The organism is Bradyrhizobium sp. DN3, from assembly GCF_041357655.1.
Classification (GTDB): Bacteria; Pseudomonadota; Alphaproteobacteria; order Rhizobiales; family Xanthobacteraceae; genus Bradyrhizobium.
In genome coordinates this window covers 41,326-61,127 of sequence record NZ_JAULLN010000031.1, presented here as the reverse complement: position 1 = coordinate 61,127, position 19,802 = coordinate 41,326, and the positions used below count along the sequence as shown (strand labels likewise).

General features: G+C 64.1%; 21 protein-coding genes. 5 read left to right on the top strand and 16 right to left on the bottom strand.

Annotated elements, in window-relative coordinates:
* Positions 1-13: 13 nt before the first annotated feature.
* Positions 14-796, bottom strand: coding sequence for a L,D-transpeptidase (locus tag AAE027_RS33350; protein WP_370987991.1), 783 nt, complete (start codon positions 794-796; stop codon positions 14-16).
* A gap of 211 nt (positions 797-1,007) precedes the next feature.
* Here AAE027_RS33350 and AAE027_RS33345 point away from each other — a divergent pair, with 211 nt between their 5' ends.
* From AAE027_RS33345 to AAE027_RS33325, 5 genes are all read left to right on the top strand, one after another.
* Positions 1,008-2,120, top strand: a complete 1,113-nt coding sequence (locus tag AAE027_RS33345; protein ID WP_176945371.1) for an AI-2E family transporter — start codon at positions 1,008-1,010, stop codon at positions 2,118-2,120.
* A gap of 78 nt (positions 2,121-2,198) precedes the next feature.
* The gene (locus AAE027_RS33340) at positions 2,199-2,570 is read left to right on the top strand and encodes an ElaB/YgaM/YqjD family protein (protein WP_091882036.1); all 372 of its coding nucleotides are present in this window, start codon (positions 2,199-2,201) and stop codon (positions 2,568-2,570) included.
* 91 nt (positions 2,571-2,661) lie between these two features.
* Positions 2,662-3,117, top strand: coding sequence for a hypothetical protein (locus tag AAE027_RS33335; RefSeq protein ID WP_176945370.1), 456 nt, complete (start codon positions 2,662-2,664; stop codon positions 3,115-3,117).
* Positions 3,118-3,303: 186 nt separating this feature from the next.
* Positions 3,304-4,446, top strand: a complete 1,143-nt coding sequence (locus tag AAE027_RS33330; RefSeq protein WP_370988021.1) for an OpgC domain-containing protein — start codon at positions 3,304-3,306, stop codon at positions 4,444-4,446.
* Between the two features lie 180 nt (positions 4,447-4,626).
* Positions 4,627-5,241: a TetR/AcrR family transcriptional regulator gene (locus AAE027_RS33325; protein ID WP_370987990.1), complete on the top strand. Its 615-nt coding sequence runs from the start codon at positions 4,627-4,629 to the stop codon at positions 5,239-5,241.
* 7 nt (positions 5,242-5,248) lie between these two features.
* On the opposite strand, the gene AAE027_RS33320 is transcribed toward AAE027_RS33325, so the two are convergent.
* The 15 genes from AAE027_RS33320 to urtA form a co-directional block, all read right to left on the bottom strand.
* On the bottom strand, positions 5,249-6,907 hold the full coding sequence (locus tag AAE027_RS33320) for a CHASE domain-containing protein (RefSeq protein ID WP_091881277.1): 1,659 nt from the start codon (positions 6,905-6,907) through the stop codon (positions 5,249-5,251).
* A gap of 315 nt (positions 6,908-7,222) precedes the next feature.
* Positions 7,223-7,846 (bottom strand): urease accessory protein UreG, encoded by a 624-nt coding sequence (ureG, locus tag AAE027_RS33315; RefSeq protein WP_128936621.1) that lies wholly within the window; start codon positions 7,844-7,846, stop codon positions 7,223-7,225.
* Positions 7,847-8,028: 182 nt separating this feature from the next.
* Positions 8,029-8,757, bottom strand: a complete 729-nt coding sequence (locus AAE027_RS33310; protein ID WP_370988020.1) for an urease accessory protein UreF — start codon at positions 8,755-8,757, stop codon at positions 8,029-8,031.
* Complete coding sequence (locus AAE027_RS33305; protein ID WP_370987989.1) at positions 8,738-9,367, bottom strand: urease accessory protein UreE; 630 nt, start codon at positions 9,365-9,367, stop codon at positions 8,738-8,740. The genes AAE027_RS33310 and AAE027_RS33305 overlap by 20 nt, the downstream gene beginning before the upstream one ends.
* A 12-nt stretch (positions 9,368-9,379) precedes the next feature.
* A complete protein-coding gene (locus tag AAE027_RS33300; RefSeq protein WP_027553941.1) occupies positions 9,380-9,679 on the bottom strand; it encodes a putative quinol monooxygenase in 300 nt (99 codons plus the stop codon).
* Between the two features lie 128 nt (positions 9,680-9,807).
* On the bottom strand, positions 9,808-11,523 hold the full coding sequence (gene ureC, locus AAE027_RS33295; RefSeq protein WP_370987988.1) for an urease subunit alpha: 1,716 nt from the start codon (positions 11,521-11,523) through the stop codon (positions 9,808-9,810).
* Between the two features lie 34 nt (positions 11,524-11,557).
* Positions 11,558-12,097 carry an HD domain-containing protein gene (locus AAE027_RS33290; protein WP_370987987.1) on the bottom strand — a complete coding sequence of 180 codons (540 nt, stop codon included), beginning with the start codon at positions 12,095-12,097 and terminating at the stop codon, positions 11,558-11,560.
* 57 nt (positions 12,098-12,154) lie between these two features.
* Positions 12,155-12,460: an urease subunit beta gene (locus AAE027_RS33285; RefSeq protein ID WP_035708642.1), complete on the bottom strand. Its 306-nt coding sequence runs from the start codon at positions 12,458-12,460 to the stop codon at positions 12,155-12,157.
* An 11-nt stretch (positions 12,461-12,471) separates the two neighbouring features.
* Positions 12,472-12,774, bottom strand: coding sequence for an urease subunit gamma (locus AAE027_RS33280; RefSeq protein ID WP_027553946.1), 303 nt, complete (start codon positions 12,772-12,774; stop codon positions 12,472-12,474).
* Between the two features lie 37 nt (positions 12,775-12,811).
* The gene (locus AAE027_RS33275) at positions 12,812-13,642 is read right to left on the bottom strand and encodes an urease accessory protein UreD (protein WP_370987986.1); all 831 of its coding nucleotides are present in this window, start codon (positions 13,640-13,642) and stop codon (positions 12,812-12,814) included.
* A 31-nt stretch (positions 13,643-13,673) separates the two neighbouring features.
* A complete protein-coding gene (urtE, locus tag AAE027_RS33270) occupies positions 13,674-14,369 on the bottom strand; it encodes an urea ABC transporter ATP-binding subunit UrtE (protein ID WP_370987985.1) in 696 nt (231 codons plus the stop codon).
* Positions 14,370-14,372: 3 nt separating this feature from the next.
* Positions 14,373-15,134, bottom strand: a complete 762-nt coding sequence (gene urtD / locus AAE027_RS33265) for an urea ABC transporter ATP-binding protein UrtD (protein WP_370987984.1) — start codon at positions 15,132-15,134, stop codon at positions 14,373-14,375.
* Positions 15,135-15,138: 4 nt separating this feature from the next.
* The gene (gene urtC, locus AAE027_RS33260; RefSeq protein ID WP_370987983.1) at positions 15,139-16,308 is read right to left on the bottom strand and encodes an urea ABC transporter permease subunit UrtC; all 1,170 of its coding nucleotides are present in this window, start codon (positions 16,306-16,308) and stop codon (positions 15,139-15,141) included.
* Complete coding sequence (gene urtB, locus AAE027_RS33255) at positions 16,305-17,912, bottom strand: urea ABC transporter permease subunit UrtB (RefSeq protein WP_370987982.1); 1,608 nt, start codon at positions 17,910-17,912, stop codon at positions 16,305-16,307. Before urtB ends, urtC begins: the two co-directional genes overlap by 4 nt.
* A gap of 84 nt (positions 17,913-17,996) precedes the next feature.
* A complete protein-coding gene (gene urtA, locus AAE027_RS33250) occupies positions 17,997-19,325 on the bottom strand; it encodes an urea ABC transporter substrate-binding protein (RefSeq protein WP_370987981.1) in 1,329 nt (442 codons plus the stop codon).
* Positions 19,326-19,802 lie beyond the last annotated feature (477 nt).

Here is a 19,802-nt window from a genome sequence, read left to right as displayed (position 1 = left end):
CCTCACTCAACTCTCAGTTCACCGACGACGCCGAGATGTTCAGCGCCTGATGGCCCGAGGGCAGCGTCGTCATGGCCGGGTGCTTGCGCACGGAATCGCCTGCCTTGTCACTTCCCTTGGCCATCAGCGGCGCGTTCTTGGGCAGCACCACGACCTTCGTCCCGACATTGACGCGGCCGAACAGGTCGATGACGTCCTCATTGGTCAGGCGGATGCAGCCGGACGAGACGAACTTGCCGATGGTGCTGGGATCGTTGGTGCCGTGGATGCGGTATTCGCTCGAGCCGAGATACATCGCACGGGCACCGAGCGGGTTACCCGGACCGCCTGCCACGAAGCGCGGCAGATAGGGTTGGCGCGCGATCATTTTGGCCGGCGGATGCCAGTCCGGCCACTCGGCCTTGCGGCTGATGCTCTGCACGCCCGCCCAGGTAAAGCCCTCGCGGCCGACGCCGACGCCATAGCGGATGGCGCGTCCCTGGCCGAGCACGTAGTAGAGATAGGTGTTGTTGGTATCGATGACGATGGTGCCGGCCGGCTCGCTCCTGTCGAAGCTGACGATCTGCCTGCGCAGCCGATCGGGCAGCCGGGCGTCCTCGTCTGCGGCTTGCGGTGCCTCGCTTCCATAACCCTGTGAATAGCCCTGGTCCTGCGGATACGACTGCGACTGCATCGACACGAAGCCGAGGGTTTGCGCACGCGCGCCGCCAAAGGGCATGATGAGCAGTGCGCTTGCGAAGGCAAACGCAGTGACGGCGCGCGGTGAGAAGCGGCGGACGAGAGAGAACCTTGTCATGAGCTGCCCCGTTGGATGTGTGCATCTGGGTGATGCTGTCGCCAACAAACGCGACCGGGCCGACTCAGGTTCCGCCGAACTCTGCGGCAGCGACGTCACAGTCAAGCGAGCGCGTCTTCACGAAGCCGCGACGGAACCCTTGCTCAGCCAGCACGTTGTCGGATCGTCGATGGGCGCGCGGATCGGGAGTTGCGCGTGCGGGAGAGATATTGTGCGCGTCCTTCCCAGCGAACGTCTGATTCCTGGCAACAGCGAAGGTGAACCGCTTCCCGACAGCCATAGTGAGCTGCCACCGGTCATCCGCCGCACCGAGTTCGTCGCTTTCGCACTCGCAGGCCTCCTGCTGATTGCGGTCGTCACCGTGCTCTATGTCGGAAAAGCGTTCTTCCTGCCCGTGGTGATGGCCTTCGTCATCGGCACCATGCTGTCGCCGGCGGCGAGCTTCCTCGAGCGATGCAAGGTGCCGCGCGCTCTCGGTGCCGTCCTGATCGTTATCGCGGGTACGGCAGTGGTCGCGTTCGCGGTCGCGCTGATCGCCTCGCCTGTGATGGAATGGAGCACGCACCTGCCGGAGCTCGGCGCGCAACTAAAGGACAAGCTGCACGTGTTCGACCGGCCACTGGCGCTGTGGCGCGAGCTGCAAGCCATGGTCGGCGGCTCGGAGGAATTCCCCAGCTTCCAGTTGCCGAAGATCGAGTGGGTGCAGCCGACGCTGGAATTCCTGTCGCCGACCTTTACTGAATTTCTGCTGTTCTTCGTCACCCTCATTCTGTTCATCGCAAGCTGGCGCGACCTGCGGCGGGCGATGATCATGAACTTCAGCAATCACGACGCGCGGCTGCGTACACTGCGTATTCTCAACGAGATCGAGGTCCATCTCGGCAATTACCTCCTGACCGTCACCGTCATCAATGTCGGCGTCGGCGTCGCCACCGGCCTCATCTGCGCGCTCACTGGCATGCCCAATCCGGCCGGCCTGGGCGCACTTGCGGCAACGCTCAACTTCATTCCGATCATCGGGCCGATCGCGATGTTCGCCGTACTGGTCATGGTGGGGCTGGTCGCCTTCCCGACCATCAGCGGCGCGCTGATGGCGGCGCTCGCCTTCGGCGGCCTCACCTTCCTGGAAGGGCACTTCATCACCCCGACCATCATCGGCCGGCGCTTGGCGCTGAATGCGCTTGCGGTCCTGCTCGCGCTGGCATTCTGGACCTGGATGTGGGGCCCGATGGGCGCGTTCCTATCGTCGCCGCTCCTGATCGTCGGCCTGATCCTCAAGGAGCATCTGTTGCCGGCGGATTCGCCGCAGTTGCCGCAGGCCTGAGCGGTTTCCGTGAACGGAACTTCCCCGACCACGAAACGTTCTCCGGCTATCTCAGCCGTCAACAGTTTGGAGCTCCCGATGTCCACGACCAATGCCGAAGCCGGGATGAAGGACTGGACCGACAAAGCCACCAGGGAACGCCTCGAGAAGGATGTAGCAGCCGTGAAAAGCGATATCGCCGCCCTCACCGAACAGATCACCGACGCGCTCAATACCTTCGCCAATTCCACCAGCAGGCAGGCTCGCCGCGGCTATCGCCAGGCGCGCGAGAACATGGATTCCGCGATGGACGACATGTCCGACCGCGGCAGCGCGATGATGGAGGCTGCGCAAGACGCCTACGGTTCGATCGAGGAGACGCTGGAAGAGGCCATCACGCAGCGGCCGCTCGCGACCGTCGGGCTCGCCCTCGGCATCGGCTTCCTGATCGGCGCCGCCTGGCGGCGGTAGGTTTGCGGAACGGATCTCGAGACGGCGGCGCTGCCGCGCCCGATGCCGGCGTGCGGCGGTTCGGCTTGTGGGGGATTTGAGGAGCAAGGCCATGTTTCAGCGCATCATCGACGGGATCAGTGCATCCACCGGCACCACTGTGCGACTGACCTCGCTGGCCGCAGGCACGGCATTCGCGCTCTTCATCACCACGTGCTTCCTCTGCGCCGCGGCCTTCATTTCGGTCCTGGAGAAATATGGTCCGGTTCAGGCCTGCCTCGCGGGTGCCGGCATCTTCTTCCTGCTGACGCTGACCGCTGCCGGCACCTATTGGGGCTACAAGCGCGAGGTGCAGAAGCGCGCCCAGATCGCGGCCGAGCGCGCCGCGAAGTCGATGGCACAGAGCATGCTTGCGGACCCTATGCTGCTCGCTACGGGACTTCAGATCGTGCGTGCCATCGGCGTCAGGCGGCTGTTGCCGATCCTCGCGATCGGTGGGGTCGCACTCGGAATCATGGCGAGCCGGGCTGGCGTAGCAGACGAGGCGTCGGCCGAACCTGCAGAATAATGGTCAGAGCGGGTTAGAAAATTTCGTCGTAAGTCCTCCGACCCCATCGATCGCAAATCGGTCCGAGCGGTCCCGCGCAATTTTGCGCCATCCGGCACGAATGCCCTCGCCATCACGCAAACGCTACTCGGATGGGCAGGCGGTTGCCGCTAAAAGCGTCGCCCCTGATTCCAAAAGTTTTTCGTGATGAAACCGTCCGTCAAGGCGAACCTCGCCGCATTTCAACCCGACGCCAGACTGTATTTGACACTCGGCATCGCCAACTGGTCGGTTTTCGTCGATCACATCCCGAACAACGTCGTCAACCTGCTGACGCTGCGAAACTTCGGCTTCAGCGGCGCCGCGGATTTGTTCGTGTTCGTGGCCGGTTATGGCGTCGCCATCATCCACGGCCGGATGGCGCTGGAGCGCGGCTACGTCGTCGCGGCGACGCGCATCTTTCGACGCGTCTGGCGGCTCTACGCCGCCTACGTCGTCCTGTTCGTCATTTATATCGACGCCATCGCCTATGTCGCCTCGCAATCGATGGCACCGGAAATCATCCACGAATACAACATCTCGGGGATTCTCGAGCACCCGCTGCGCATCCTGATCCGCGGTCTCGTGCTCCAGGAGGAGCCGCTGAACCTCGACCTCCTGCAATTGATGGTCCCGCTGATGGCCTTCTTTCCGCTTGTGCTCTGGGGCCTGTTGCGGCGGCCGAACGTGACGCTGGCGGCATCGGTCGCGCTGTACCTTGCCGCACGCTGGTTCGACTGGAATTTCCGGGTCTATCCGGACCAGGAGTGGACCTTCAATCCGCTCTGCTGGCAGATGCTGATGGTGCTGGGCGGCTGGTTCGCCGTGACAGGCGCGCCCGGGCGGGCGCTGCGCGGCATGCCCTGGCTGCGGATCCTCGCCGGGACCTATCTCATCTTCGCGATGGCCGTCACCCTGATGCGCCATTCACCGGCGCTCTCCGCTTATCTGCCGGACGTCCTCCTCAACGGCATTGCGCCGACCGACAAGGAAAACCTCGCGCCCTATCGCGTGCTTCACTTCCTCGCGCTCGCCTTCCTCGCGACCCATCTCATTCCGGCCGATCATCCCGGCCTGCAACTAAAGCCGCTACAGGCGGTCATCAGGTGCGGCGAGGAATGGCTCGCCGTGTTCTGCGTCGGCGTATTCCTGTCCTTTGCAGGTCATCTCATCCTGATCACCGGGCCCAATATGGTGGTGATGCAGGTCGTGGTGAGCCTCGCCGGCTTCGCCGCGATGACCGCGGTCGCCTATTACATCGCCTGGTCGAAGTGGCAGGACCTGCCCGCCGCCTTGCGGCAGCAGGCCTAGCCGGTGCGCATCCGATTCCCCTAAAGCGCGTGAGATCAGGATGAATCGTCATCGCACTTTAGGTTATTGTTTGAGCATGATCTTTTCGGAAAACCGCTACACACTTTTCCGGATCAAGCTCTGGGCCGGCGGCCGCGGCTGCGCTATGCGGAGCAGAAGCGGGTAGCGAGGAGACCGGACGTGGTGACGGCGAACAGCGAGGGTGATGGGGCCGACGGCGCGCCCCGGCGCGGCCGGCCGCGATCGATCGAGACCACCAACGCCATTCTCGAAAGCGCCTATGCGCTGATGGCCACCACCGGCCTTGCCGCCACCACCATCGACGCGGTCGCGCGGCACTCCGGCGTCTCCAAGATGACGATCTACAAATGGTGGCCGTCCCGCGAGGCGCTTCTGATCGACGCCTTTCTCCACCACGCCGCGCAGATGCTGCCGCTGCCGCCGGTGAGCTCCGGAACGCCCGCGGCGCGTGCACGCCGCCATGCCGCGGCCTATGCCGAGGCGCTCCAGGGCGAGTTCGGCAAGGTGCAGCTCGCCGTGATCTCCGAATGCATTTCGAAGACCGGCTCCGCCGAGCTGTTCTACGCCCGCTATCTGCAGTTCCGCCGCGACGCACTGGTCGGGATGATCGCGGCGGGCCAGAAGGACGGCAGCATCCTGGCCGAGGGACTGCCCGAGGATCTCTACGACGCGATCTATGGCGGCCTGTTCTACCGCTACGTCTTCGGCATCGCACCGATCACGCCGGCTTACGCGCGCAATCTGGTTGATTTGGTGCTGCGGCCGAAGGGCTGACCTCGCATCACCGCACAGGCCTGACCGGGGCCGAAATCTTGTCGGTACGATCGCGCTCGGTCATGTCGACCACCGTCTCCATTGGCGCGATCAGCTCGTAGACATAGGAGACGTCGGTGAAGTAGCGCTTGGCGGTGCCGCCGAGCGCCTCGGGCGCGACGCGGTCGAGCAGGATCAGGCCGAAATCGGAATCGGGGCGGCGCGTCGCCTCGCTGGTGTTGAACTCCTCCCAGCGGAAATTGAAAATCTCGTCGGGCTCCTCGCCCGTCACCGTCCAATTGGCGGTGATGTGCGGATGCTTGCCGACCAGCGACAGGCCTTCGTCGGAATGCGAGGCGAGCTCGAAGAACAGCAGCGACAGGCTCTGCGCCGCGCGCGCGCTGACCGCGATGTCGGGACCGGTGACGGCGATGCGATCGGCATGCGGGATGGCGCGCGCTTCGAACAGGCCCTTCAGCTTCACACCCTGCCACTGGCTCTCGCTGAGCAGCGAAACCACGTTCGACATGGCGTGGATGCGACCGATCAGCAGCTCGCGCGCGACGTCGATGTCCGAGCCGTGGCGCAGCGTGCGTGTCACGATCGACTGGATCACCGCCAGGATGTTCTTGACCCGGTGGTTGAGCTCGTCGATGACAGCGGTGAGCCGGCGCTCGAAGCCGATCCGCACCTGGATTTCCCGGCTGAGGCGCAGATTGTTGTAGGCGACATAGCCGAACAGGCCGCACACCATCGCGGTGATGGCGAGGCCGATCGCCGCGACGATGATGGCGGTCTGCTCGGCACGACGCGCCGAATTGGTCTTCGCGTAATAGGCGAGCTGCCAGTCACGGCCACCGAAGCTCACCGTGCGCATGGCCGACGGCGCCAGTCCGTCCGCCGCCGTCATACGCGTGGAGACCACGCCCTGGTCGTTGGCAACGAGCTCGCCGCCGTCCCTGCGCGGATCCCTGAGCGCGACCGAGAACAACGACATGTCGTCATTGGTCAGCATCAGCGAAGCAAGCTCGTAGGAAAATGTGACGAACCCGGCGGGCTCCGTTGCACCTTCGGGAATGACGGGCGCGGCCACGATGACGCCGATCGGGCCGTTGCCGCCGAGCAGCGGAATCGGGTCTGAGGCGATCGACCGCTTCTCGACCCGGGCGCGCGTCAGCATGGCGCTGCGAACCGGATCCTGATCGTAGCTGCGGCCAGGCAGCGCCTTGGTCTCGTTGCTGCGCGGCTCGAGGTCCATCAGCACGTCGATCGGCTGGGTGACATCGGCGGAATTGATCGGCTTGTCGTCAAACATGCGGATCCGCGGATTGGGGAAGCCGGCGCCGGCAATGGCAGCCTGCGCCGCCGTAAGCTCGTTCGGCTTCAGCCGGGCAATCCAGCCGGCCACCACGAAGTCGGTCTTGAAGGCGTAGATGGCCGAGCGCAGCGGCTCCAGCATGCTCGGCTTGATCACGGATGGCGCACGGAACAAGCCGGAGGCGACACGCGCGAGCAGCTCCCGCTCGGTGAGGCGATCCTGGACCAGGCTTGCGTGAACGTCGATCGCACGCGCGAGCGCGATCCGGTCCAGCGCCAGCTCCTGATCGTGAACGCGATAGGCCGCAAGCCCGGAGAGCAGGGCTCCGAGCAGAGCGATGAAGCCAATGATGAAACCCAGCCGGACCACGCGACTACTCAGGCGAAAGCAGGAGGTCGGCAATAAACATGGAGCATATGAACGCCGATCGAACGGCCATGTGCCGAAACAGGGTGAACCCCCAGTGGCGGAGATAATGGAGGAGGAGGCATCAGTACGCAACGTAGGTCGGCTGAAAAGCTTAATCCGTCCGGCCGATGGTCCGGCCGCACGGATTTGCCCCTTGGGGGCCAAGAGGTAGTTAATCGCCCTGTCCGAAATTTGTTCCGCGGTTGCGGCCCTGCCCCGGGGTGTTAGGGCAAAAACGCCTGCGCTAAGTCGTCGCGTCCGTCGGGCCCCGCGGTTTTAAGCGTCCCGTTTTAAGCCACCCTTGGTCTCGATGAAGCCGACGATGCGATCGAGACCCTGGCTCTTCTTCAGGTTGGTCATGACGAAGGGGCGCTGGCCGCGCATGCGCTTGGCATCCGTCTCCATCTTTTCCAGGGAGGCTCCGACATGGGGTGCCAGGTCGATCTTGTTGATGACAAGAAGGTCTGACCGGGTGATGCCCGGGCCGCCCTTGGACGGGATCTTGTCGCCGGCGGCAACGTCGATGACGTAGATGGTGAGGTCGGCCAGCTCCGGGGAAAAAGTGGCAGCCAGATTGTCGCCACCGGACTCGATCAGCACGAGATCGAGGTCCGGGAATTTCGCGCGCATGTCCGCCACCGCGGCGAGATTCATCGAGGCGTCCTCGCGAATCGCGGTGTGCGGGCAGCCGCCGGTCTCGACCCCGGCGATGCGGTCTGGCGTCAGCGAGCCCGAGCGCACGAGGTATTCCGCATCCCATTTGGTGTAGATGTCGTTGGTGATCGCGGCGATGTCATAGCGCTCGCGCATGGTCTTGCAGAGCAGGTCCATCAGCGCGGTCTTGCCCGATCCGACCGGGCCGCCGACACCGACGCGCAAGGGTCCGTGAGATTTCGACATGTCGCTCGCTCTTCCTAACGTCGTCCCGGCCTAGTGCGCGTTCGCGCACGGGGGCCGGGACCCATAGCCACCGAACCCGGTTGATAGGACGGGCTGTGGCCGCATCCTTCCATCTCCACGAAGATTCGTGGTTATGGGTCCCGGCCTGCGCCGGGACGACGGCGGAGTGTGACGCAACGTGCTCACGATCTGAACAGCCGCGTATATTGCGTCTCGTGCCTTAGGCTGGCGAGATCGGCGCGGAAAGTCGCGCTGCCGAGATCGTCCAGTGTCGCATTCAGCGCACGATTGGCGGTCGCGGCGGCGGCGGCTTCCAGCCTCACCAGCACACGCTGGCTGTCGGTCTGGCCGAGCGGAATGAGACGGCTGGCCGCGGAAATCCAGTTCGAGACCAGCGCATGCAAGAAGGCGTGGAGTGTCGACGCCAACGGCACGCCATGCATCGCGGCGACCACGCCGACCGCGACGGGATAGACCAGGGGCGTACGGCACGCCGCAACCATGGCATCCAGGCCATCGGCATCCCACGCGGCGCGGGCGATGTCGATGAAGGCGCGGCCCTGCGAGGTCGTCTCCAGCTGTCGTTCGCGCGACGGCACGAAGGCGGCTGCGAGCTCGGCGATATCGTTCAAAGTGGTGGTCTCGCCCGCTTCCGCCGCGCGATAGGCATGGACCAGGAACGTCGCATCGCAAAAGCCCGAACCGTCGCCAAGCATCGCATCGAGCCAGTCCGCCAGCGTCGCGGTGTCGGTGATATCGCCGGCCTCGACTGCCCATTCGATGCCGCTGGAATAGGAGAACCCGCCGACAGGGAATGCCGGCGACAGCCAGGTCATCAACCGGTACAGCGCCGCCGCCTCGCGCCCGGCGAGGTCAGCGGGGCTGACCGGCTCATTTGTGGTCATGAGCATGCTTGTGGCCGTGGTGATGGTCGGGGTGGTCGCAATGCTCGTCGTGGTGATGGTGATGATCGTGATCATGGTCATGCGCGGCATGGCCATGATGGTGGTGATCATGACCGTGATGGTCATGGTGATCGTGATGGCCGTGATCGTGATGCGCATGATCGTCGTGACCGTGCGCGTGGCCGGCATCGGCATAGGCACCGCCCTCGGGATCGAACGGCGCCTCGATCTCGATCACGCGGGCGCCGAGACCCTTCACCATGGCTTCGATGACGTGGTCGCGGCGGATGCGCAAGGCTTTGGCCATGATCTGCGTCGGCAGATGGCGGTTGCCGAGATGCCAGGCAACGCGGATGAGATGGTGCGGATCGCGACCGCGGATCTCCAGCAGCGGCTCCGGTGCCGCCACCACCTCGACCAGCCGGCCGTCCTCCAGCACCAGCGCGTCGCCGCCGCGCAGCGCGACGGCGTGCTCCAGGTCGAGCAGGAATTCGAGCCCCCGCGTTCCCGTCATCGCCATGCGGCGGCGGTGCCGATCGTCGAAATCGAGCACGACCGTATCCACGGGTGCTTCCGTGAAGCGGTGCTGCCCCTTGACCTGCGTCGCCCGGATCATGCGTTTACCTCGTTACCGTGTCTCGACCTTCTCGGGCGTGATCACCTCGATCTTCGGCGGCGCCGTGAAGCACTTCACCGCGACGCGGCCGAACGTCTTCATATGCTCCATGGCACGATGCGGCACCAGCGCCTCGGCATTCTCCCACTGCTCGACGAATACCATCTTGCTGGGATCGGTGACGCTCTCGTGCAAATCGTAGGCGATATTGCCGGGCTCCTTCCGCGTCTCCTTGATGCAGGCGGTGGCGGCTGCAATGAATTCGGCGCGCGTTTCGGGCTTGATGGTCAAGGTAGCAACGACATAGATCACGAGAAATCCTCCCGGCTTTTCTTCTAAGGGTACGATACCGGGCCGGACATTAGACCAGGCCGGATCGAACGCAACACCGGAAAAGCCGTCTCCGGACTTGATGCGGGGACATGCGTTGAGGCGCTATTTCAGTACATGAAATATCGCTGCGCCATGGGCAGCACCTCGGCGGGCGCGCAGGTCAGCAGCTCGCCGTCGGCGCGGACCTCATAGGTCTCCGGATCGACCTCGATATCGGGCGTGGCGTCGTTGTGGATCATGCTCTTCTTGGAGATCTTGCCGCGGGTGTTCTGGACCGCATAGAGCTTCTTGTCGATACCGAGTTTTCGCGCAAGACCGCCCGTGACCGCCGCCTTCGAGGTGAACACCACCGAGGACGCCGTCCGCGCCTTGCCGAAGGCGCCGAACATCGGCTGGTAGTGCACCGGCTGCGGCGTCGGGATCGAGGCGTTGGGATCGCCCATGGGCGCTGCGACGATGCTGCCGCCCTTGACGATGCAGTCCGGCTTGACGCCGAAGAAGGCCGGCGACCACAGCACGAGGTCGGCGAGCTTGCCCTTCTCGACCGAGCCGATCAGTTTCGACACGCCGTGGGCGATCGCGGGATTGATGGTGTATTTGGCGATGTAGCGCTTGACGCGGAAATTGTCGTTGTCCTTGCCTCTGTCCTGCGGCAGCGACCCGCGCTGCTTCTTCATCTTGTCAGCGGTCTGCCAGGTCCGGATGATGACCTCGCCGAGGCGGCCCATCGCCTGCGAGTCCGAGGACATCATCGAGAGCGCACCGAGATCGTGCAGGATGTCCTCGGCGGCGATGGTCTCTTTTCGGATGCGACTTTCCGCGAAGGCCAGGTCTTCGGCGATCGAGGGATCGAGGTGGTGGCACACCATCAGCATGTCCAGATGCTCGTCGATGGTGTTGCGCGTGAACGGCCGCGTCGGATTGGTCGAGGACGGCAGCACGTTCTTCAGGCCCGCGACCTTGATGATGTCAGGCGCGTGACCACCGCCGGCGCCTTCGGTATGGAAGGCATGGATGGTGCGGCCCTTGAACGCCTTGATCGTGTCCTCGACGAAGCCGGATTCGTTCAGCGTGTCGGTATGGATCATCACCTGGATATCGTGATCGTCCGCGACCGACAGGCAGTTGTCGATCGCCGCCGGCGTCGTGCCCCAATCCTCGTGCAGCTTCAGTGCGCAGGCGCCGGCTCTGATCATCTCGACCAGCGCGGCCGGCCGCGAGGCGTTGCCCTTGCCGGAGATGCCGAGATTGACCGGGAAGGCGTCGAACGACTGGATCATCCGCGCGATGTGCCACGGCCCCGGCGTGCAGGTGGTGGCGAAGGTGCCGTGCGAGGGGCCGGTGCCGCCCCCGAGCATCGAGGTGACGCCGCTCATCAGCGCGTGCTCGATCTGCTGCGGGCAGATGAAATGGATGTGGCTGTCGAAGCCGCCGGCGGTGAGGATCTTGCCCTCGCCCGCGATCACGTCAGTGCCCGGGCCGATGACGATGGTGACGCCGGGCTGGATGTCGGGATTGCCGGCCTTGCCGATCGCAGAGATCATGCCGTCCTTGATGGCGACGTCGGCTTTCACGATGCCCCAATGGTCGACGATCAGCGCATTGGTGATGACGGTGTCGGCCGCGCCCTGCTTGTTGGTGACCTGCGACTGGCCCATGCCGTCGCGGATCACCTTGCCGCCGCCGAACTTCACCTCCTCGCCGTAGGTTGTGAAATCCTTCTCCACCTCGATGATGAGGTCAGTGTCGGCCAGCCGCACCTTGTCGCCGGTGGTCGGGCCAAACATGTCGGCATAGACGGAACGTTTGATCTTGACGGACATCACAAGCCCCGATTGCGTTTGAACATCTGGTCAGTCACAGCAAGGATCTCGCTGCTTTCACGGCATCATCGAATTTCTCGTCGAGCCACGCATTGCCGCCGCGGCAGCCTGCAACGACCTGCGTGGCCCATCCGATGTAATCGGCGAGATCGTCCCGCTCCTCGGCGCTCGGGTCGGTTTGAATGCGCGCCTCTGTATTGCTGATCTTGTCGGCGATCTTGATCAGTTTTGCGCCGGGGGATTTCTTCGGCGCTTCGAGCACCTGAAGCCGCCGCCGTTCGGCCTTTGGCAGGCTCATGTCGTCGGTGCATTCCGCGATGAGGGCGGCGACACGCGCCGAAAATCTCTGCGCCAGCTCCTCGCGCGTGGTGTCGGTGTCCTCGATCATATCATGCAGCCAGCCGGCCGCGACCAGCTCGGCATCGGCACCCTCGGTCGCGGTCGCCAGCAGGTTCGCGACCTCGGCGAGATGATTGATATAAGGCTCGTTGCCGCGCCCCTTGCGCGCCATGCCGTTGTGGCGGTGCGCAGCGAGCTCGGCAGCTTCGGAGACAAGGCGAATCGGTGTCAGCATGGCAAAGACCTCCGTTTTCGCCTCAACCGTGCCGCACCAGGCTCGTTCCTTCGGAGATCACAGCTTCCCCATGACGTCGCCGCGGAAGCCATAAATGGTCTTCTTGCCGGCCATGGCGACGAGCTGGACGTCACGGGTCTGGCCGGGCTCGAAGCGGACGGCGGTGCCGGCGGCGATGTCGAGGCGCATGCCGCGGGACTTCTTGCGGTCAAACTTCAGCGCCGGGTTGGTCTCGAAGAAATGGTAGTGCGAGCCGACCTGGATCGGGCGGTCGCCGGTGTTGGCGACCGTCAGCGTCACGGTCTTGCGGCCGGCATTGAGCTCGATCTCGCCGTCCTGAATGAAGAGTTCGCCGGGGATCATGCTTCTCGCTCCTACCTGATCGGCTCGTGCACGGTGACGAGCTTGGTGCCGTCCGGAAAGGTCGCCTCGACCTGGATGTCGTGGATCATCTCGGGGATGCCGGGCATCACCTGGTCGCGGGTCAGCACCTGCGCGCCGGATTGCATCAGCTCGGCGACGGTGCGGCCGTCGCGGGCGCCTTCGAGGATGAAGTCGGAGATGATCGCGACCGCCTCGGGATGGTTGAGCTTGACGCCGCGGTCCAGCCGACGGCGGGCCACGATGGCCGCCATCGAGATCAGAAGCTTGTCCTTTTCGCGGGGAGACAGATTCATGCGACATCTCTTCCGTTCAACACGTCAATTCAACCAGTCAGTTCAGCCAGAGCCGCGGCAGGGCCGCGCCGGTGCGCGCCAGCACGGCCATCATGTCGGCGCGCAAACGCGCCGCATCTTGGGCACAGAACCGCGCCATTGCAAAGCCATTCCAGGCGGATATCCCGACCTCGCCGGCGAACGATTCCGAGGCCTCGCGAATGCGCTCGACCAACGCCTCGTCGCCGGGCACGATCAGGGCCGTGCCGATCGCGGCGCCACTCTTGGCCACGGCGGATCGCGCCAATTTTTCACCGATATGACCATCCAGCCTGACGGTTTCGGCGAACACCAGCCCGCCGCCGCGAGAGAGCCGCCAACGGTCGACGAACTCGCCCTGCTCCATCCGCTCGCCCATGGCGGTGCGGCCGAACACGACGATCTCACAAAGCAGGAGCGAAGCCGCCTCATCGAGCGCGATGTCGAAGCGGCGATGAACTCGGGCCCGGTCGAACAGGATCGTTTCCTGGGGCAGCCAGGACAGATGCGCCCCTGCGCCGACCTTCAGCGCGATATTGAGCTCGGCCGCCTTGCCCTGCGCACGATAGACCTTTTCTGCGGCCGCCGTCGTCAGCGTCAGCCGCGCAGCGTCAGCGGCCGTGATGTCAATGTCGAAGCGATCGCCGCCGGCGACACCTCCGGCCGTGTTGACGAACACGCCGGAGAGCCCCTCGCCTTCGGGCGAGGGAAAGCGCACGCGCAGCGAACCGGACTCATGCAAGGTCCCGCGCCGCGTCACACCATCCCGCGCATGGACGTCGAAGCGCACGGCGCCGCGGGCGCGGTTCGCCTCGAAAACTCCAGATGTGACCGAAACGTCGCTGCGCATCCGCCTCCCCAGCCGGTCGCGGCAGAATGGCTTACAACGCCATCTGGCGGCTGATCTCGCTCGCGTCGAGATTGGAGCGGTCGCAGGTGAACTTCACCGCCCCGCGATCCATCACCGCGAAACTGTCGCCGAGTTCGCAGGCAAAGTCGAGATATTGTTCGACCAGAACGATCGCGATGTTGCCGAGGTTGCGCAAGTAAGAGATGGCGCGGCCGATGTCCTTGATGATCGAGGGCTGGATGCCCTCGGTCGGCTCGTCGAGCAGCAGCAGCTTTGGCCGCATCACCAGCGCGCGCCCGATCGCGAGCTGCTGCTGCTGGCCGCCGGAGAGGTCGCCACCGCGCCGGCCGAGCATGGATTGCAGCACCGGGAAGAGCGAGAATACGTCGTCCGGAATGTGCTTGTCCTCGCGCCTGAGCGGGCCGAAGCCGGTCTTGAGGTTCTCCTCGACCGTCAGCAGCGGAAAGATCTCGCGGCCCTGCGGCACGAAGCCAATGCCTTTGCGCGCCCGCTCATAGGGCTTCAGGCCCGTGATGTCGCTGCCGTCGAGCACGATCGCGCCCGAGGAGATCGGATATTGCCCGACCATGGCGCGCAGCAGCGAGGTCTTGCCGACGCCGTTGCGCCCGAGCACGCAGGTGACCTTGCCCGGCTCGGCCGAGATCGAGACGCCGCGCAGCGCTTGGGCCGCGCCGTAGAACAAATTGATGTCCCTGACCTCAAGCATCGCTCAGCGTCCCAGATAGACTTCGATGACCCGCTCGTTGGACGAGACCTGGTCGATGGTGCCTTCCGCCAGCACGGTGCCTTCATGCAGACAGGTGACCTTGACCCCGAGCTCGCGCACGAAGGTCATGTCGTGCTCGACCACCATCACAGTGTGGGTCTTGTTGATCTCTTTCAGCAGCTCGGCGGTGAGATGCGTCTCGACGTCGGTCATCCCCGCGACCGGCTCGTCGACCAGGAGCAGCTTCGGATCCTGCGCCAGCAGCATGCCGATCTCGAGCCACTGCTTCTGGCCGTGGCTGAGGCTGCCGGCGAGGCGGTTGCGGGCATCGGTGAGGCGGATCGTCTCCAGCACCTTGTCGATGCGCTCGGACTCAGCCTTGCTGCCGCGCCAGAACAGCGTGCCGCGGACCGAATGATCGACGTTCAGCGCAAGCAGGAGATTGTCATGCACGGTCTGGCTCTCGAACACGGTCGGCTTCTGGAATTTGCGGCCGATGCCAAGCTCGGCGATGCGGGTCTCGTCGAGCCGCGTCAGATCGGTGACGCCGTCGAATAGCACGGTGCCCTCGTTCGGCTTGGTCTTGCCGGTGATGATGTCCATCATCGTGGTCTTGCCGGCGCCGTTCGGGCCGATGATGGCGCGCATCTCGCCGGGCTCAAGTGTCAGCGACAGATTGTTGATGGCGTGGAACCCGTCGAACGAGACGTGCACGCCGTCGAGATAGAGCATTGCGGAAGTCGCGCGGCTGTCCATGACGTTCATCGCCCTACTCCGCCATCTTGGGTTCGGTGATGCCGTCTTCGGCCGCAGCGCTCGCAATGGCTGCAGCGGTGCGCTTTTCCCTCGAGGAGTCCCACCAGGCGTTGAAGGTGCCGACGATCCCCTTGGGCAGCAGCAGCGTCACCAGGATGAACAGCGCGCCCAGCATGAACAGCCAGTACGGCGCCAGCACGCCGGAGGTGAAGAACGTCTTGGCGTAGTTGACGACGACGGCGCCGAGCGCCGCACCGACCAGCGTGCCGCGGCCACCGACCGCAACCCAGATCACCGCCTCGATCGAATTGCCGGGGGCGAATTCGGATGGATTGATGATGCCGACCTGCGGCACGTAGAGCGCGCCGGCGACGCCGGCCATGCAGGCCGACACCGTGAACACGAACAGCTTGTAGGATTCGACGCGGTAGCCGAGGAAGCGCGTCCGCGATTCCGCATCGCGCACCGCGATCAGCACCTTGCCGAGCTTGGACGAGACAATGGCGCGGCAGATCAGGAAACCTGCAATCAGCGCCAGACAACTCAGCGCGAACAGCGCCGCACGCGTACCCTCCGCCTGGACGTTGAAGCCCAGGATGTCCTTGAAGTCGGTCAGGCCATTGTTGCCGCCAAAGCCGAAATCGTTGCGGAAGAACGCGAGCAGCAGTGCATAGGTCATCGCCTGCGTGATGATCGACAGGTACACGCCGGTGACGCGGGAGCGGAAGGCGAGCCAGCCGAAGCAGAAGGCGAGCAGGCCCGGCACGACCAGCACCATCAGGGCCGCAAACCAGAACATGTCGAAGCCGTACCAGTACCAGGGCAGCTTCTGCCAATTCAGGAATACCATGAAGTCGGGCAGGATCGGGTTGCCGTAGACGCCCCGGGTGCCGATCTGCCGCATCAGATACATGCCCATGGCGTAGCCGCCGAGCGCGAAGAAGGCACCGTGGCCGAGCGAGAGGATGCCGCAATAGCCCCAGATCAGGTCGATCGCGAGCGCGAGGATGGCGTAGCAGACATATTTACCCCAGAGCGCGACGAGATAGGTCGGCACCTGCAGGAACGAGCCCGCGGGCAGCAGCAGGTTGGAGAGCGGGATGAGGATGCCGCAGGCTGCGACGACAGCAAGGAAGATCGTCGCACTGCGGTCCAGCGAGCGCGTCAGCATGTGAGGAGTCATGCTTCCACCGCACGGCCCTTGAGCGCGAACAGGCCGCGCGGCCGCTTTTGAATGAACAGGATGATGAGAACCAGGATGGCGATCTTGCCGAGCACGGCGCCGGCGACCGGCTCCAGGAACTTGTTGGCGATGCCGAGCGTGAAGGCGCCGACCAGGGTGCCCCAGAGATTGCCGACGCCGCCGAACACCACGACCATGAAGCTGTCGATGATGTAGCTCTGGCCGAGATTGGGGCTGACATTGTCGATCTGCGACAGCGCCACGCCGGCGATGCCGGCAATGCCCGAGCCGAGACCGAAGGTCAGCGCGTCGACGCGCGAGGTGGCGATGCCCATCGAGGCCGCCATGCGGCGGTTTTGCGTCACCGCGCGCATCTCGAGGCCGAGTGCGGTATAGCGCAGCATCGCAAGCAGGATCGCGAACACGGCCAGCGTGAAGCAGAGGATCCAGAGCCGGTTATAGGTGATGGTGATCTGGCCGAGCTCGAAGGCGCCGCTCATCCAGGAGGGGTTGCCGACCTCGCGGTTGGTCGGGCCGAACATGGTGCGCACCGCCTGTTGCAACACCAGCGACAGGCCCCAGGTCGCCAGCAGCGTCTCCAGGGGACGGCCGTAGAGAAAGCGGATGATGCTGCGCTCGATCAGCACGCCGATCGCGCCGGAGACCAGGAAGGCGAGCGGCACCGCGATGAAAAGCGAATAGTCAAACAGAGCGGGATAGCGGGTGCGGATGACCTCCTGCACCACGAAAGTGGTGTAGGCGCCCAGCATCACCATCTCGCCATGGGCCATGTTGATGACGCCCATCACGCCGAAGGTGATGGCAAGGCCAATCGCAGCGAGCAACAGCACCGAGCCGAGCGAGAGGCCATACCAGGCATTCTGCACCATGGACCAGACCGCAAGCGAGTTCTGGATCGAGCCGATCGCGCTCGCGGCAGCCTTGCTCACCGAGGCCGGCTGGTCGCCCATGCCGGTGAGCAGCGCCAGCGCCTCCTGGTCGCCGCGCGCCTTGAGGGTGGCAACGGCCTCCAGCTTCTCGACCTCGGTGGCGTCCGACTTGAACAGCAGGATCGCCGCGCGGGCTTCGCCGAGCGCGATCTTGACGGATCTGTTGCCTTCCTTGGCCAGCGCGGCCTCGACCGCCTCGAGCGCGGCTTCCTCATGCGACTTGAAGACCGACTGCGCAGCCTGGAGGCGCGTCGACAGATCGGGCGACTGAAGCGTCAGGCTGCCGAGCGCGGCGTCCACGCTGCGGCGCAGGCGGTTGTTGAGGCGAACCGCGCTCGCGCTGTCGGGAACGCTGGCCACGGGCTGGCCGGTTGCGGCGTCAATCGACTTGCCGTCGGCGCCGGTGACATAAACCTTCTTGCTATCCGGATCGGCCATGAGGCGGCCGTCCTGCAGCGCGCTGATGATAGGGAATGCCAGCGCATTGCCGCTGCTCGCGACCGCGCCGATCGCCTCCTCCGTGTCGGAAAAATCGTCGTTGGCGAACTTGGCGACCGCATCCTCGAACGGACCGGCGAAGGCCGGCAGCGCGAACGCGATCAGAAACAGCGAGAGCGCAAGCGAGCAGAGACGGGCAGACAAATGGGCTGGCACTGTGAATGACCCCGGCAGAAATGGTTGGAGAAGGCGGCGGGATCGCCGCCCTCTCCGATCGTGTCATGGTGCGTCAGGTCGGGATCAGGAGCCCGAACCGAGGCACTTGTTGGTCTTGGTGTTGAAGTTGCCGCACTTCTTGCCGACCCAGTCGCCGATCAGGTCCTTGGAACCGTCCAGCTCCTTCGACCAGGCATCGCCGGCAACGAGGCCCGGGGTCTTCCAGACCACGTCGAACTGGCCGTTGCCCTTGATCTCGCCGATGAACACCGGCTTGGTGATGTGGTGGTTCGGCAGCATCTTCGACACGCCGCCGGTCAGGTTCGGCGCCTCGATGCCGGGAAGCGCGTCGATCACCTTGTCCGGATCGGTCGACTTCACCTTCTCCACCGCCTTCACCCACATGTTGAAGCCGATCACGTGCGCTTCCATCGGATCGTTGGTCACGCGCTTCGGGTTCTTGGTGTAGGCCTGCCAGTCCTTGATGAACTTCTCGTTCGACCCGTCCTTGGTCTTGATCGATTCGAAGTAGTTCCAGGCGGCGAGATGGCCGACCAGCGGCTTGGTGTCGATGCCGGCGAGCTCTTCCTCACCCACCGAGAACGCGACCACCGGGATGTCCTTGGCCTTGACGCCCTGGTTGCCGAGCTCCTTGTAGAAGGGAACGTTGGCGTCGCCGTTGATGGTCGAGACCACCGCGGTCTTCTTGCCGGCCGAGCCGAACTTCTTGATGTCGGCCACGATCGTCTGCCAGTCGGAGTGACCGAACGGCGTGTAGTTGATCATGATGTCTTCCTGGGCGACACCCTTGGACTTCAGATAGGCTTCCAGGATCTTGTTGGTGGTGCGCGGATAGACGTAGTCGGTGCCCGCGAGCACCCAGCGCTTCACCTTCTCTTCCTTCATCAGATAGTCGACGGCGGGGATCGCCTGCTGGTTCGGCGCAGCACCCGTGTAGAACACGTTGCGCTCGCTCTCCTCGCCCTCGTACTGCACGGGGTAGAACAGGATGTTGTTCAGCTCCTTGAAGACCGGGAGCACCGACTTGCGCGACACCGAGGTCCAGCAGCCGAACACGACCGAGACCTTGTCCTTGGTGATCAGCTCGCGCGCCTTCTCGGCGAACAGCGGCCAGTTGGAAGCGGGGTCGACGACGACGGCTTCGAGCTTCTTGCCGAGCACGCCGCCCTTCTTGTTCTGCTCGTCGATCAGGAAGAGGATGGTGTCCTTCAGCGTGGTCTCGCTGATGGCCATGGTGCCGGAAAGGGAGTGAAGCACGCCGACCTTGATGGTGTCGTCTGCGGCCTTGGCGCCAGTCAATGAAGCCAGACCGAGCATCAGTCCGGCGGTCGCAGCGAGGACGCCGCGGCGGCTAAATGACGCCGCTATATCGTGAGTGGATTTGCTAAGCATGAGTGTATCATCTCCCTGACGCAGACGTGAAAACGCTGCGAAACGGCCCCACGGCCGCCTGCGATTAACGGATTCGCAAGAACCATGCCATGGACTGAGCACCTCTCAAGCCATTGGATTTGCTTGAAAAACAACCAGAATTCCAAGTTTAGCCGCAGTCTGTCCGCCTAAACCCTGGGCAACTGAAATGTATGCGAAAGCGGCAGGCAGTCTATTTTTTATGCAAATTGCCAATTCTGGCTAAATTTCCGGCATAACTATTTTTGCACTGCAACCGCCGTTTGAGGCGAGCTTGCCTTGAAAGCGCCCCTGCGATGTTCCATATGAGCGGTCGAGACTGCTTGCGAATCAAGCCGTCGTTGCGAGCTGCGTGTTCTTAAGGCCCTACGGGCCTCTGGCTTGCCCCATATCTCCCAAGCCCATCCGACACCCCAAACACGCAGGTGTCTTCTCGACACCCTATGCGCGCGCCGCGCC

Coding starts and splice junctions, on each gene's coding strand:
- AAE027_RS33350 (WP_370987991.1), bottom strand. CDS start 796: ATGACAAGGTTCTCTCTCGTCCGCCGCTTCTCACCGCGCGCCGTCACT.
- AAE027_RS33340 (WP_091882036.1), top strand. CDS start 2,199: ATGTCCACGACCAATGCCGAAGCCGGGATGAAGGACTGGACCGACAAA.
- AAE027_RS33335 (WP_176945370.1), top strand. CDS start 2,662: ATGTTTCAGCGCATCATCGACGGGATCAGTGCATCCACCGGCACCACT.
- AAE027_RS33330 (WP_370988021.1), top strand. CDS start 3,304: ATGAAACCGTCCGTCAAGGCGAACCTCGCCGCATTTCAACCCGACGCC.
- ureG (WP_128936621.1), bottom strand. CDS start 7,846: ATGTCGAAATCTCACGGACCCTTGCGCGTCGGTGTCGGCGGCCCGGTC.
- AAE027_RS33310 (WP_370988020.1), bottom strand. CDS start 8,757: ATGCTCATGACCACAAATGAGCCGGTCAGCCCCGCTGACCTCGCCGGG.
- AAE027_RS33305 (WP_370987989.1), bottom strand. CDS start 9,367: ATGATCCGGGCGACGCAGGTCAAGGGGCAGCACCGCTTCACGGAAGCA.
- ureC (WP_370987988.1), bottom strand. CDS start 11,523: ATGTCCGTCAAGATCAAACGTTCCGTCTATGCCGACATGTTTGGCCCG.
- AAE027_RS33290 (WP_370987987.1), bottom strand. CDS start 12,097: ATGCTGACACCGATTCGCCTTGTCTCCGAAGCTGCCGAGCTCGCTGCG.
- AAE027_RS33285 (WP_035708642.1), bottom strand. CDS start 12,460: ATGATCCCCGGCGAACTCTTCATTCAGGACGGCGAGATCGAGCTCAAT.
- AAE027_RS33280 (WP_027553946.1), bottom strand. CDS start 12,774: ATGAATCTGTCTCCCCGCGAAAAGGACAAGCTTCTGATCTCGATGGCG.
- AAE027_RS33275 (WP_370987986.1), bottom strand. CDS start 13,642: ATGCGCAGCGACGTTTCGGTCACATCTGGAGTTTTCGAGGCGAACCGC.
- urtE (WP_370987985.1), bottom strand. CDS start 14,369: ATGCTTGAGGTCAGGGACATCAATTTGTTCTACGGCGCGGCCCAAGCG.
- urtD (WP_370987984.1), bottom strand. CDS start 15,134: ATGAACGTCATGGACAGCCGCGCGACTTCCGCAATGCTCTATCTCGAC.
- urtC (WP_370987983.1), bottom strand. CDS start 16,308: ATGACTCCTCACATGCTGACGCGCTCGCTGGACCGCAGTGCGACGATC.
- urtA (WP_370987981.1), bottom strand. CDS start 19,325: ATGCTTAGCAAATCCACTCACGATATAGCGGCGTCATTTAGCCGCCGC.